General features: G+C 57.5%; 10 protein-coding genes. 6 read left to right on the top strand and 4 right to left on the bottom strand.

The genetic code is table 11. The annotated features are described in order from the left end of the window. Both N6L24_RS15470 and N6L24_RS15475 read right to left on the bottom strand, forming a co-directional pair. Complete coding sequence (locus N6L24_RS15470) at positions 1-1,167, bottom strand: nucleotide sugar dehydrogenase (protein WP_271845612.1); 1,167 nt, start codon at positions 1,165-1,167, stop codon at positions 1-3. Positions 1,168-1,170: 3 nt separating this feature from the next. Continuing rightward, positions 1,171-2,604: a mannose-1-phosphate guanylyltransferase/mannose-6-phosphate isomerase gene (locus tag N6L24_RS15475; protein ID WP_271845613.1), complete on the bottom strand. Its 1,434-nt coding sequence runs from the start codon at positions 2,602-2,604 to the stop codon at positions 1,171-1,173. A 247-nt stretch (positions 2,605-2,851) separates the two neighbouring features. On the opposite strand from N6L24_RS15475, the gene gmd reads away from it, so the two are divergent. From gmd to N6L24_RS15490, 3 genes are all read left to right on the top strand, one after another. After that, positions 2,852-3,970, top strand: coding sequence for a GDP-mannose 4,6-dehydratase (gmd, locus tag N6L24_RS15480; RefSeq protein WP_271845614.1), 1,119 nt, complete (start codon positions 2,852-2,854; stop codon positions 3,968-3,970). A gap of 4 nt (positions 3,971-3,974) precedes the next feature. Continuing rightward, the gene (fcl, locus tag N6L24_RS15485) at positions 3,975-4,946 is read left to right on the top strand and encodes a GDP-L-fucose synthase (RefSeq protein WP_271845615.1); all 972 of its coding nucleotides are present in this window, start codon (positions 3,975-3,977) and stop codon (positions 4,944-4,946) included. Between the two features lie 469 nt (positions 4,947-5,415). Next, positions 5,416-6,666 (top strand): capsule assembly Wzi family protein, encoded by a 1,251-nt coding sequence (locus N6L24_RS15490; RefSeq protein WP_271845616.1) that lies wholly within the window; start codon positions 5,416-5,418, stop codon positions 6,664-6,666. A gap of 53 nt (positions 6,667-6,719) precedes the next feature. On the opposite strand, the gene N6L24_RS15495 is transcribed toward N6L24_RS15490, so the two are convergent. Further along, entirely contained in the window at positions 6,720-8,048 is a 1,329-nt protein-coding gene (locus tag N6L24_RS15495) for a glycosyltransferase family 4 protein (protein ID WP_271845617.1), read from the bottom strand. A 383-nt stretch (positions 8,049-8,431) separates the two neighbouring features. Between N6L24_RS15495 and N6L24_RS15500 the strand changes: the two genes are divergently transcribed. Further along, positions 8,432-10,312 carry a polysaccharide biosynthesis protein gene (locus tag N6L24_RS15500; RefSeq protein WP_271845618.1) on the top strand — a complete coding sequence of 627 codons (1,881 nt, stop codon included), beginning with the start codon at positions 8,432-8,434 and terminating at the stop codon, positions 10,310-10,312. On the opposite strand, the gene N6L24_RS15505 is transcribed toward N6L24_RS15500, so the two are convergent. After that, positions 10,309-11,025: a DnaA N-terminal domain-containing protein gene (locus N6L24_RS15505; RefSeq protein WP_271845619.1), complete on the bottom strand. Its 717-nt coding sequence runs from the start codon at positions 11,023-11,025 to the stop codon at positions 10,309-10,311. The genes N6L24_RS15500 and N6L24_RS15505 overlap by 4 nt on opposite strands. A gap of 489 nt (positions 11,026-11,514) precedes the next feature. Between N6L24_RS15505 and N6L24_RS15510 the strand changes: the two genes are divergently transcribed. Both N6L24_RS15510 and N6L24_RS15515 read left to right on the top strand, forming a co-directional pair. After that, the gene (locus tag N6L24_RS15510) at positions 11,515-12,855 is read left to right on the top strand and encodes an AAA family ATPase (RefSeq protein ID WP_271845620.1); all 1,341 of its coding nucleotides are present in this window, start codon (positions 11,515-11,517) and stop codon (positions 12,853-12,855) included. Next, complete coding sequence (locus N6L24_RS15515; protein WP_271845621.1) at positions 12,852-13,970, top strand: ParB/RepB/Spo0J family partition protein; 1,119 nt, start codon at positions 12,852-12,854, stop codon at positions 13,968-13,970. Before N6L24_RS15510 ends, N6L24_RS15515 begins: the two co-directional genes overlap by 4 nt. Positions 13,971-14,250 lie beyond the last annotated feature (280 nt).

The raw sequence follows: 14,250 nt of genomic DNA on the forward strand, positions 1-14,250 counted from the left end.
TCAATCCCCCCCAAACAGATCGCGGGTAAAGACTTTGCTGGCGACATCGCTGATGTCATCTGTCATGCGGTTGGCGACAATGACATCAGAATGTTCTTTGAAATAGCTCAAATCCCGCACCACGCGGGAGCGGAAGAAATCCTCTTCCTGCAGCACCGGCTCATAGACGATCACCTCCACGCCTTTGGCCTTCAGCCGCTTCATAATGCCCTGGATCGAGGATTGGCGGAAATTGTCAGACCCGGCTTTCATCACCAAACGGTAAATGCCAACGGTGCGCGCGCCCGTCATCAGGATCTGATCGGCCAGATAATCCTTACGGGTGCGGTTGGCATCCACAATCGCGCGGATCAGGTTTTGCGGCACGTGGTTGTAATTGGCCAAGAGCTGTTTGGTGTCTTTGGGCAGGCAATAGCCGCCGTAGCCAAAAGACGGGTTGTTATAATGATCGCCAATACGCGGATCGAGGCTGATGCCTTCGATGATCTGGCGACTGTCCATGCCGCCTGCCATGGCGTAACTGTCGAGCTCGTTAAAAAACGCCACCCGCATCGCAAGATATGTATTGGCGAAAAGCTTGATCGCCTCGGCCTCATCCGGGTCGGTGAATTTGACCGGCACATCTTTGGTGATCGCGCCTTCCAGCAGCAGATCTGCGAACACGCGGGCGCGGTCTGATTGCTCCCCCACGATGATGCGGCTGGGATGCAGGTTGTCATAAAGCGCCCGCCCCTCGCGCAGAAATTCAGGGGAAAAAATCACCTGATCCGTCTCAAGCCGCCGGCGCAGATCATTCACAAAGCCCACCGGGATGGTGGATTTGATCACAATCGTGGCCTTCGGGTTGATGTCGATCACCTGCTCGATGACCGCTTCAACGCTACTGGTGTCAAAGTAGTTGAACTTGGGATCATAATTGGTCGGCGTTGCGACAATGACAAAATCCGCATCGCGATAGGCCGAAGAAGCATCGGTTGTCGCGGTCAGCTGCAGATCACGATGGGCGAGAAAATCCTCTAGCTCCGCGTCAACGATGGGACAGTGACCAGCGTTCACCATCCCAACGCGCTCTTTAGAGATATCAACCGCGGTAACGGCATGGTTCTGCGCAATCAGCGCCGCATTTGACAGACCCACATAACCCAGGCCAGCGACCGCAATTTTCATTCCCTAGTCCCTTGCGTAAACGTCTTCGTAGCGAATGATGTCGTCTTCCCCGACATAGGCGCCCGTCTGAACTTCAATCAATACCATGGGTACTTTACCCGGATTTTCCATCCGGTGCACAGCCCCGAGCGGGATGTACACAGATTGATTTTCCGAAACCAATTTCACCTCATCATCGATGGTGACTTTGGCAGTGCCCTCGACCACAATCCAATGCTCTGAGCGGTGCACATGGCTTTGCAGCGACAGCGCCGCGCCCGGATGCACCATGATGCGTTTCACCTGGAAACGCCCGCCCACCACAAGGCTTTCAAACCAGCCCCAAGGGCGGTGATCTTTGGGGAATTCAGTGGCTTGTTTTGCGCCTTTTTCTTTCAGCGCCGCGACCGCCAATTTCACATTCTGCGCGCAGCTCATATCGGCCACCAGCACCGCATCATTCATCGCAATGGTCATGATATTCTCAAGCCCAATGCCGACCACTTCCAGGTTCTCGCTTTCAGAGCGCAGCAAAGTGTTCTTGCAGTCAATCGCCGTCGCCGCGCCCGAAGTCGAAACGCCGTTTTCATCCGGCCCGCTTTCGCGCCACACCGCATCCCAACCGCCGAGGTCAGACCAGGCCGCATCAAAGGGCACAACCGATAGGTTTTCCGCCTTTTCCATTACCGCGTAGTCGATGGAGATATCATCGGCCTTGGCCCAAGCCTCTGGCGCGAGACGCAGAAAGCCGAGGTCTGCCTTGGCCGCATCCAGCGAGCCTTGTACCGGCGCAATCATATCTGGCGCGTGATCTTCAAACGCCGCAATCATATCCGCGGCTTTGAACAAGAAAATCCCCGCGTTCCATTTGAAATTGCCCGCGGCCAGCATCTCTGCCGCGCGCGCCTCATCGGGTTTTTCGACAAAGCGTTTCAGCGCAACAGCCGTGCCCGCGGCATCCGGCGTTTCCGCCAATTCCAGATAGCCATAGGCGGTTTCCGCATGGGTGGGCGTAATGCCAAAGGTCACGAGCTGCCCGCGCGCCACAGCATCCAGCCCTTTGGCGACCGCCGCCCGGAACGCGGCCGCATCAGGCACCACGTGATCTGATGGGGCCACCAGCAAAATCGCCTCCGCATCATCCGCATGCGCCCTCAGCGCCGCCGCCAAAACCGCCGGCGCCGTGTTGCGCCCCTCCGGCTCAATCACAATCGCGCCGGGATCAATGCCAATCGCCTGCAATTGTTCTGCCACGATAAAGCGGAAATCTGAATTGGTCAGCACCATAGGCGCAGCATAGCTGACGCCGCCGCCCTGCCCCGCCAGCCGCTGCGCCGCCGCCTGAAACAAGGTTTCTTCGCCCACGAGTGGGACAAATTGTTTCGGGTAACTCTTGCGCGACAGCGGCCAAAGCCGCGTGCCAGAACCGCCACAAAGGAGAACCGGGGTAATATTCATTTTGCAATCCATAAACAGTCGCCAATTCCCGCCTAGATGCCGCAAAGCAGCCCGACAATCAATTATAACGTTTGTAGAAAACTCGGGCGCGTTATCTTTAAGGCGAATAACTAGAAAGTATGTGACTGCCCCTAACAATAATTGGTCCAGACGTCGCGAATGCTTGCCAATTTCGCCGAAGGTGTTACCTAGGCCGGAAATTTAGTAGGCTCCAAACCAGCAAGGTTAAGGTTCAAAGGACATTAATATGAAACGCGCCCTAATTACTGGCATCACCGGCCAAGATGGCTCTTACCTCGCTGAATTTCTGCTGGAAAAAGGCTATGAGGTGCATGGCATCAAACGCCGTGCGTCCTCACTAAATACCCAGCGGGTTGACCATATTTACCAAGACCCACATGTCGACAATGCCCGATTCAAGCTCCATTATGGCGATCTGTCAGACAGCTCCAACCTCACGCGCATTATTTCCGAAGTACAGCCTGACGAGGTGTATAACCTTGGCGCGCAGAGCCATGTGGCCGTCAGCTTTGAAAGCCCCGAATACACGGCCGATGTCGATGCGATGGGCACGCTCCGCCTGCTTGAGGCGATCCGCTTTCTGGGGCTGGAAAAGAAAACCCGGTTTTATCAGGCCTCGACATCCGAGCTTTATGGTCTTGTGCAGGAAACGCCGCAGCGCGAAACCACGCCGTTTTATCCGCGCAGCCCCTATGCCGTGGCCAAGCTTTATTCTTACTGGATCACCGTCAATTACCGTGAATCCTATGGCATGTATGCCTGCAACGGCATCCTCTTTAACCATGAAAGCCCGCGCCGCGGCGAAACCTTTGTGACCCGCAAAATCACGCGTGGCCTGGCCAATATCGCGCAGGGGCTGGAACCCTGCCTTTACATGGGCAACATCGACGCGCTGCGCGATTGGGGCCATGCCAAGGACTATGTGCGCATGCAGTGGATGATGCTGCAGCAGGATAATGCCGAGGATTTTGTCATCGCCACCGGCAAACAATACAGCGTGCGCGAATTCATCACCTGGTCGGCGGCTGAGTTGGGCATTTCACTCGAATTCAGCGGCACGGGCGTTGAGGAAACCGCCACTATCGCGGCGATCGAGGGCGACAAGGCCCCCGCACTGAAGGTGGGCGATGTGATCATGCGCATCGATCCGCGCTATTTCCGCCCGGCCGAGGTGGAAACCCTGCTCGGCGATCCGGCCAAAGCCAAGGCAGAACTTGGCTGGGTGCCAGAAATCACCGCGCAAGAGATGTGCGCCGAGATGGTCGCCGAAGACCTCAAAACCGCCAAACGCCACGCCCTGCTGAAAGAGCACGGCATGGATATCCCAGTGTCCGTGGAAGGGTAACACCATGCGCAAGATCTACGTCGCAGGCCATCGTGGCATGGTGGGCAGTGCCATTGTGCGTAAACTGACCGCGCGCCAGGCGGCGGGTGAAGCGCTGGCGGTGGTCACGCGCACCCATGCCGAGCTGGATCTGACCAATCAGGCAGCGGTGCGCGCGTTTATGGCGCAGGAAACCCCGGATGTGGTCATTCTGGCCGCGGCGAAAGTCGGCGGCATCCACGCCAACAACAGCTATCCGGCGGATTTCATCTACGAAAACCTGATGATCGAATGCAACGTGATCCACGAGGCTTTTGCTGCGGGCGTGACCAAACTGTTGCAGCTTGGCTCGTCCTGCATCTACCCCAAGGCCGTGGCGCAGCCGATGGCCGAAGAGGCGCTGCTGACCGGCACGCTAGAGCCGACAAATGAGCCTTATGCCGTGGCCAAAATCGCCGGCATCAAGCTCTGTGAAAGCTATAACCGCCAGCACGGTGTCGATTACCGCTCAGTCATGCCGACCAATCTTTATGGGCCCGGCGACAATTTCCACCCTGAGAATTCTCACGTCCTGCCGGCGCTGATCCGCCGTTTTCATGAAGCGAAACGCGATGGTGCCGAAGCCGTCACCATCTGGGGCACTGGCACGCCGCGCCGCGAATTCCTGCACGTTGATGACATGGCCGAAGCCAGCCTGTTTGTGCTGGACCTGGACCAAGAGACCTACGCAGCCAATACCGCGCCGATGCTGAGCCACATCAATGTCGGCACCGGCAGCGATATCGCGATTTACGAGGTCGCCGAACTGATCGCCAAAGTCGTCGGCTATCAAGGCCGCATCGAAACCGACCCCAGCAAACCTGACGGCACCCTGCGCAAACTCATGGACGTGCGCCGCCTGAGCCAAATGGGATGGGACGCGAAAGTCGCGCTAGAACAAGGTTTGCAAGAAACCTACGCTTGGTACCTCGCAAACTACGAGACCGCGCGGGGGTAGGGCATTTGGGTGGCGAAATGCGGGCGATTTCTACGTGCGCAGGACGGCCCTATTCGGCAAATACGAGGTGGACCAGTTTGGACCAGAAGGTGGACCACGCTGGGTTCACCTTGGACCAAATTGGACCAAGACCCCTCAACCTACTGAAAACACTAGCAAATAAAATGGTCACGGCCCAACGGCTCCAAATCTCAATTTTTCCATTTGAAAACAAAGCCTTATACGCAAAAACGCGCTACTGCGTTACGTGTGTATCTTTTCCTGAGCCCAAAGGGCGAGACAAACGTCAGCCACTCTTTGGTCGGGCTTCGAATTTCCGTCACCGGTTGCCGCTAAAATCGGCAAGGCTTGGCCTGTTACACCCAAATCTGTTGCGCAACTTCACCGGTTGGGGCGCATGGGGTATCTCTGCATTGACTTGGCGGCAGCTCTCACCCAAACACGCGGTAACAGCCAAAGGTTTTCAGACATGCATTTTCAACACTCTGCCATCACCCTCTCGCGCGCCGCCATTTTGGGCACTTCTGTTGCTCTGTCAGCCGCCTCAATCGCGACCGCCGAAGCGCCGGAATACACGTTGACGCTGGGCGCGCTTAGCGAAGATTTCATTGGCCGCAGCCAGCAATATGCGACCTTGGGTTTTAATGGGCTTGCGCTCAGCGGCGCGTTTGAACACGGGCGTCTCAGCGCCTCCGCGACACTTGGTCAGCCGATCTATGGCGACGCGGATGTGCTGCTGAATTACGACATCTCGCTGGCGCTTGGAAACGGCGATTGGCAGATCGGGGTGGGCAAGGTGGATCGCAATTGGTCGCCTTCACAATACAGCAGCTTGATCATGGGCCAGAACGCGCCGGCGTTTCACTCTGCCTATCTTCGCAAATCCGAAGCGAGCGAAATTGACCTGCCGGTGCTGCGCTGGCTGGGCGCTTGGGATGGCGAGTTTTTTGTTGGAACCACCGAGGATGCAGGCCAGCCTAGCAATGCGCTGATCATGGGCATGCGCGCGCGTGTGCGGCCGATTGAAAACCTGGAAATTGATTTCGTGCGCACCGCGCAATGGGGTGGCACTGGCCAGCCAAATGATCTGGAAACCTTCATTAATATTCTCGCCGGGCGCACCAATAGTGGCGTGGCCAGCGGGGCCAACCAAATGGCCGGCGTCGGTATTTCCTACACCCTGCCGAACCTGGCCGACGGCACGCGGATTTATTACCAAACGATTGGCGAAGACGAGGCGGGCGGCGGCCCATCCTGTTTGATGCATATGGGCGGCGTTGAGGTGAACCTGCCGCTCTTTGGTGTGCCCTCACAAGTGACGCTGGAGCATACAGACACGCGGATCGCCCGCACGACCAGCGGCTTTTGCGGGGCCAACACCGCCTATAACAACAACACCTATTCCTACGCCCAAAACGGCGTTGTGATTGGCAGCGCGATTGATTCCCAATCCGTCAGCACCGCGCTTTACGTCAAACATCAGTTTGACGACATGTCCGTGGATTGGAGCATTGGCCACTATCTGATCAACGATCAAAACCGCGCCGCCCACCGCCTGAGCAGCACCAGCGCCGAGGGCTTTGTTGTCAGCGCGGCCGTGTCACGCGAGATGCTGGGCGGCACGCTCTCTGCGCTGATCGCGCATCAAGGCTTTGATCTGAATACAGCAGGTTTTGGCAGTGGCACACGGGTTGGCGTGAGTTTTCAGAAAACGTTTTAATAATCAGCTGGCGTAGGGGTGTTACGTCTACGCCAGACCATTGCCGTCGGGCTTTAACCTATTTGCGCCTGAAAATACCCCCAGGCCTCAACGTCGGTTTCAAACTGATCAAACACCGCGGTTTCTGCGCCAGCTTCGTTGCTGGAAATCAGGCTCCATCCTTTTTCGCCAGCGCGGCGACAAATCGTCAGGTAGGTGGATCGCGAATCCGCGACCACCAGCCCTGACAAGTCAGACACTTCTACTGCATAGCCTTTTAACTGCGCCTGCACATCCGCGGGCAGATCCCCGACCACAAAGCGCCGGCTCTTGAAGTAATCCATGGAAAACGCATAGGTGCTGACGAAAAGCAGCGCGAAGAACAGCAGGCCGATCAGGGCCCCGGCGCCGCTGCTCCAGAAAAGCACGCCCATGGTGATTGGCACGGCGATGAAGGGCAGCATCACCAGTGTGGCCGCCGGGTTCAGCATGTCGGGATTGAACTGCTTGTTGGTCAAGAGCCGCAGGGCCCGCACCACGAGGTGGTGGAAATGCAAGCGGTCTGGCTGATCGGTGTCCTTGTCCAAAAGTCGGCGCCGAATGATGGCAAAAGCCGTATCCGCCACAGGCCAAAACAGAATCAGCACAACCGCAAGCCCGGCCCCTTCCAGGTTGCGCGCCAGCAGGATAATCCCCAGCCAAGACAGCACATGGCCAATGGCATAGGCCCCCGCATCGCCCAGAAACACGCGGCCATACGGCCAGTTGAGGACAAAAAAGCCAAACAGCGCGACAAACAACAGGGCTGCGACCAGCTGCACATCCCCATCGCCGGTGATGCCGCCGATCACGAAATACCCGGCCGCTGCCATCATACTATAGCCCGAGGCCAGCCCGTTTAGCCCATCAATCAGGTTCAGCGCGTGGCAGGCCCCCGCGGACCAAAGCATGGTGATCAACACGCCCACCGCCAGAAACCCAACGACGCCATCCACATAGGGCACGCCAAAGCGTGGCACCATCGCGCCGCTGAGCATAATGGCCAGCGCCGCCGACACAAAGGCGGCCAGCAGGCGCACCTTAGGAGACATGTCGCGGCGGATGTCTTCGCGCAGGCCCACGGCAAACACCACTGCGCCAGCGGCCAGCGCCCACAAAAGATCCGCCTGAATGGCGCGCGCATAGACACCCATTGCCACAGCAAGCCCCACGATGACGGCTGCGCCGCCGATACGGGGCGTTGGGCGTTTGTGCTGGGCTTGCCGCGCGCTCAGATCGTTTTGCATATGTTCCTGATTCAGGAACAGCTGCGGCGCAAAGGCAAAAAGGCTGCACAATCCAAAGCTTGTCAGAAAGGCCAGCAAAATTGGCGCAGCGCCTACACTCAAAACGACTTCAAACATTCTTGCGCCCTATTCATCAACTCAAAACCCTCACTAGCCATTAGCAAAACTTCGGTTCGTTTGACCACATCAAGAAAGAAAAAAACCATTTAACCCACTAATCTTAGATTTAGTAACTGAAGGAATTTGCAACTAGGGAATTGAATCGGAAAGCTCACCTCTTACAACACGCACTTGTCAATCAAAGGTTGCTGTGTCTCGGCAAGATTTCGCCCGGTGGTTCTTTCACGATCCACCGGGTTGTTTTATGTTGAGTCGGTAAAGGTTCGTTCAGATGGCGCGGCTTGGCTCTTTTTCCCCTTACAAACTTGGGGTACGAGGGGCCAGATATTTTAAACGACTGGCCGTTGGCGATATTTGTGCGGTGAATTAAGGCTTTGGTAATGCTCAATAAGATTTCGAAACTGCCCCGCGCAACAAAGCGGCTGATTCTGTTTTCCGTCGACATGATGTTAATTGCCGCCAGCCTGATCGTGGCCTTTGCCTTGCGATTCGGAATGACCGTTCCAGTTGAACCGCTGCAAACCAACTGGGCACTTCTACCCGCATTATTGGCCATTGGTGCCCTGTTGATCACCATGATGCGGCTCAATCAGATCAAGGTGCATGCGGTTGAAAACAATATGGTCCTGCGCCTGGCGGTTTTTGCCGCTGTGCTATCAATCAGCGCCATGGCGGTCAGCTATCTGTTCACTCTGCCTGCGCCCCGCTCTGTACCGCTGATCTTTGGCGCTGTGTTTTTCATGTCCTCCGTGCTGGTGCATTTTATCGCCCGCTTTGTGCTGGAACTGGTGCGCGAACGCACACAAATCCGCCTGCCCGTGGCCATCTATGGCGCGGGCGCAACCGGTGAACAATTGGCCGCCGCCCTGCGCCAAAGCTCTGAATTCAAACCGGTCTGCTTTCTGGATGACAATCGTCAGCTGCACGGCATCATGGTCAGCGGGCTCAAGGTGCACCCTGCGCAAACCCTGCGCCGGTTGATCAAAAAACACGGGCTGAAACGCATTCTTTTGGCGATGCCAACCGCCAGCAGCTATCGGCGCCGCGAAATACTAGAGGCGCTGTCCTCGCTGCAGGTCGACGTGATCGAGCTGCCGAATATGGCGGACGAGGTGGGCCATCGCGCGCTGCACAATGGGCTGCAGGCCAAACGCTTCAAAGATGTGGCCAGCAAATCGCACATTAACGCGCGCAATCCAGAGACGCTTGCGGCGTGCAAAGGCAAAACCATCTTGATCGCCGGTGCCGGCGGCATGATGGGGGCCGAAATCAGCCAGCAAATCATTCGGTTTGAACCTGCAAAACTTGTGCTTTTTGAGCGTAATGAAACTGCCCTGCTCGACGTCACCCGCCAGGTCAAAGCGCTTGTGCGCCGCGCCGGAGCGTCCATTCAGATCGAGGCACGCACCGGGTCAATCGCTGTGCCCGGCCGCATGACGCATCTGCTGCGCCAAGAAGCTGTGCAGATCATCATCAATGCCGCGCATTACGGCGATCCGCAACTCGCCGAAGCAAACCTCTTTGATCTCTTGGCAACCAACGTCGTCGGCCCGCTGACCTTGGCCGAGGTCGCCATTTCCGAAAACATCGAGCAGCTGATCCTCTTGTCTTCTGAGCGCGTGGCAAAACCGCGTCATTTGGTCGATCATACGCAGCAGCTGGCGGAAACGCTGGTGATGGGTCTGGCGCATTCTGCGGCGAACACCCAGATCAATGTCCTGCGCTTTGGCCAAACCTCTGGGCCTGTGGGCGACATCGTGCCACTGCTTGAAGCGCAGGTGCGTAACGGCAACTCCATCACCCTGCCACACCCCGAAATGACGCGGCTTTTCCTCAGCACGGCCAAGGCCAGCGATATGATCCTGTCCGCCCTGCCCCATGGCGCCGCGCTACACGCCCAACCTGCACATATGTGCAAAGGCACACCGCGTAAGGTGATGGATTTTGTGCATAAGGTGGTTGATCTGTCCGGCAAAGGCCTGCGCTCTGACGCAAACCCATTTGGGGTCGACGTGAAATTCTGCGGCTTGCGCCCCGGCGAAGCGCTGCATGAAACCTGCGACGCTGAAAAATTCTGCACGCCCCTGGCGGCCAATCCGGATCTTCTGCTGGCACCGAAACCGGATATCTCGATCCTGGATCATAACTTGGCGCTCAAAGCCTTTCGCGAGGCCATCGCCAACTTTGACGAGGACGCGCTCCGCGCCATGTTGAATCCGGGTGTCAGCGCCCGGAAAGAGCCGCTGCTGCAAAGCGCTTAGCGCGCCTCAACCACCTCTAGCGCCACAATGGATCGGTCCTCAGCGAGGGCCGCCGCTGTCAGGCGCGTTAGATAGTGGGTCTTGATGTAATCCGCGACAAAGCGCGACGGCGCGATCAGTTGCAGGTGCCCTGCCCCCAGATCATGCGGCTCTAATTGGGCGAACCAGGCGTTAAACAACTTGGCATCCTGCGCCTTCAGGCGCGCGGCTACGGCGGTCCACAGCGGCACGTCATTCGCAGGCGCAGCGGGGGCGCTATGCAGGGGCACCACATTGTTGTCTGCTGCCGCCTCGGCCTCTGCTGGGGCACCACCAATGCGGGCGGCAAAATCTGGGCCCACCGCATCCCAGAACGGAGCTGTGGCGCGCAGGACGGTTGGGAACTCAATTTTATACTGCGCCACCCGGCCGCGCGCAGCCGGAATATCGACACTAATCCAGCCCAACTTGCGCAGTTCCGCCATCTCGCGCTTTACCGTGCGATCGGTCACACCCCACATGCGCGCCAGCTCACGTTGACCCACAGCAAAGACGCCGCGCCGCCAATTGAACCGGGCGGTGATCAAAAGAGACAGACGCAGGGCCAATCGCGCCTCGACCCCCTGCCCTTGCGACGCGGTCACCAAAAGCGCGGTTAAGACGTCGTATTTTACCGACGCCGAGCCGGGACCGGTGATCCCGCTTGTCTCATTCAATAGCCCTGACTGTGTCATGGATATGCCTGTAGCTGCGCGGATCTTTTGCCCGCGTCGATTCGTGACTGCTGTGAAAGGAAACTACCAGTTTTGGGTTGCTCCGACCACTGGTTCAAACGCTTTTCCCTAGCTTGCCGTTATTAGCGTTGGAAAGGCTGAGCTTGTCAAGGATTCGCGATCTGACCCCTTAAACCAAATCCTTTTTGAAAAGAAAATGGTATGGTCTTGGTATTAGGGGACGCCATGTATGTCCCCCTAAATCGTATTGATGTCCCCTCAAGATGCTGGGGCGCGCTAGCCATGTCCCCCCAAATTGCGGTGCACGCGGGCCATATTTCTAGCGGTGCTGCGAATCGGTGGGCAGTTAGAAGGACCTGTCTTTTCTAAGGATGGCCCCTAAATCCGCCGCGTTTCCGCTTGTGGATAAAACCACTTTATCAATTTGGATAAATTTGGCAAATTAGCCGTAAATACAAAACTTCATAAAATCTACGTCCGAGGACAGGCATGTTAACACATTCAGACCTACGCGAGCTGCAGACCAAATCCCTCAAGATGCAGGGGTGGATCCGCCAGCAGACCTTTTCGCCAGAGAATGAAAAGACCTTGCGGCGCTTTTCCTCTTGGGAGGTGTCCGAGCTGATCCTGGGCATGAACCAGTCGACCTTCCGGGGCAAGATGGCCGCGGACCCGACCTTACCCGCGGGTAAGGTCGAGCCGGACGGGCGTCAGCGCTGGTTTTCCCTCGAAGAGATCAACACCTTGCGGCGGCGCTTAAAGCCGCGCGGCAAATCGCTGATGCCGCCGCGCCCCGGCGGACGGGCCTTTCGCACTGCGATTGCCAACTTTAAGGGCGGCGCCGGGAAATCCACCGTGGCGCTGCATTTCGCCCATGCCGCCGCGCTCGATGGCTACCGCGTACTCTGCGTTGACTTTGACCCGCAGGCCACCCTGTCCCATTCCATGGGGCTGAATGATGTCAGCGAAGAGCACACCGTCTGGGGCATCATGGCCCGCGATCTGGTGCGCGAGACCGAGGCACAGAACGCCGCCCCACGCGGCGCGGCCAGCGGCACCGCCCTGCCCCAGCGCAGCATTCCCGGCAGCATCACCGATCTGGGCCTGCAGGATCTGCGCGTGTCTGATTTCATCCAGCCCACCAACTGGCCGACCATCGACCTCATCCCGTCCTGCGCCAATGCCGCCTTTGTCGAATTTGCCTCAGCCCAATACCGCCACCTTAATCCGGAATGGTCCTTCTTTGCGGCAATGTCACGGTTCCTCGATCAGCTGCCCGATGATCAATGGGATCTGATCTTTTTTGATTGCCCACCCGCCATTGGCTATCAGTCGATGAACGCGGTCTTTGCCGCCGATATGCTCTATATCCCCTCCGGCCCCGGCTATTGGGAATATGATTCCACCACCTCATTTATCGGCCAGCTTTCCGAAGCCCTGGAAGATTTGGCACATGGGTTTGAGGGCACCTTATCCGCGGATAAGGCCGCCCTGCCCAAGGTCTTTCAAGACGTGCGCTTTCTGCTGACACGCTATGAGCCGGGCAATGATTTGCACCGCGCGATGTTTGAAGCTTTTGGTAAGGTTTTTGGCGACAAGCTGGCGACCCACCCGGTGGAAATGACCCGGGCGGTTGAACAGTCCGGCCGGTTCCTCAGCTCGATCTACGAGATGGATTATCGCGATATGACCCGCGAGACATGGCGTCGGGCCCGGGCAAGTTTTGATCAGGCCTATGATGAATTCAGCGTAACCATGTTGCCGTGCTGGCAGGCCATGAATGACAAAACCTTATCCGCGGATAAGGTCAGCGAAGGAGCGCAGGCATGAGCAGAAAACGCCGCATCTTTGATATCAACGTGCCGGACGAGGCGGTGACGCCGCCGACACCTTCGATCAAAAGCCTTGATGAAAGACCGGCGAAACGCGGGCCCATGGCGAGCGCGATTGCCGAAAACGCCGAAGCCTTGACCGCCCGCAAAACCGCCGCCGAAGCGATCCGCGCCGAAAATGACGCGCTGGCGCATGAGTTTGTCGAGCTGCGCGAGGCGGGCCATGTGGTGCAGGCGATCCCGCTGGATCAGGTCCACACCTTCATGCTGGTGCGCGACCGTATCCCCGGCGAAGATCTTGAGCTGGAAAGCCTGATGACCTCGATCCGCGATCTGGGCCTTTCGAACCCAATCCGCGTGATCCCGCGCCCGGATGGCAGCGGCTATGAGCTGGTGCAAGGCTACCGCCGCCTCAGCGCCTATCGCTTGCTGCACGCAGAGGGGCAGGGGGGTGACGCCTGGGCGACCATCCCGGCGCTGATCCTACCGGGCGAGACGGATATCGCCGGGCTCTACCGCCGTATGGTCGATGAGAATGTGATCCGCAAAGACCTGTCCTTTGCCGAGATGGCCCATGCGGCGCAGAACTATGCCGCTGACCCCGCCACTGAGGCGACGGATCTGCCGGCGGCAGTCGCAGCGTTGTTCCAATCCGCGCCATACTCTAAGCGCAATTACATCCGGAACTTTGCGCTCTTGCTGGATAAGGTAGGGGAGGCTCTGAATTACCCCACAGAAATTCCGCGCGCCTTGGGGCTGGCCTTGGCGCGTGCCCTTAAAGATGCGCCCGAAATGGCTGGCCGGATCAAGCAGGATTTGGCGGGGTGGGACAACCGCTCGATCAAGGATGAGTTGGATGTGCTGCGCCGCCACGCGGGCATCGAAGATCTGGAAAGCTTATCCGCGGATAAGGTGCCGGAGCCGGCCAAGAAAGCCGCGACCGGCAAGCCCGGCAAAGCCAAGACCACGTTCCACATTCGCAGCAGCGCCGGGCAGGTGAAATGCACGGCCGGGGTGGGGCGGCTAGAGATCAAAGTGGACCGCGATTTCAGCTCGATTGATCGGGCAAAGCTTGAGGCGGCGATTGCGTCGCTTGTGGATGGGCTGTGGTAAGAAAAGGTCAACTTTATTTTCGCCTTGATGGCACCTTAAGTAATTGAATTATAAACAATATGTAATTTTGACTGACATGTACGAATTTCGACCTATTCGGAATCAAAAGCTATGGAACCCAAAAGTTGACCGGTATTTAAAAAGGGGCGAGAACATTCGGTAATCCCCCCATTTTTAGAGGGGCGTATCAGTAGAATTTAAGCTGCTGTCAGTTTCTGTATCGGGGTCATCCCGCCGATGCCCATGTTTGGTCTTTCGTTGTTGTAAGTCCAGAGCCATT

Source organism: Cognatishimia sp. SS12 (genome assembly GCF_028369055.1).
Lineage (GTDB): Bacteria > Pseudomonadota > Alphaproteobacteria > Rhodobacterales > Rhodobacteraceae > Cognatishimia.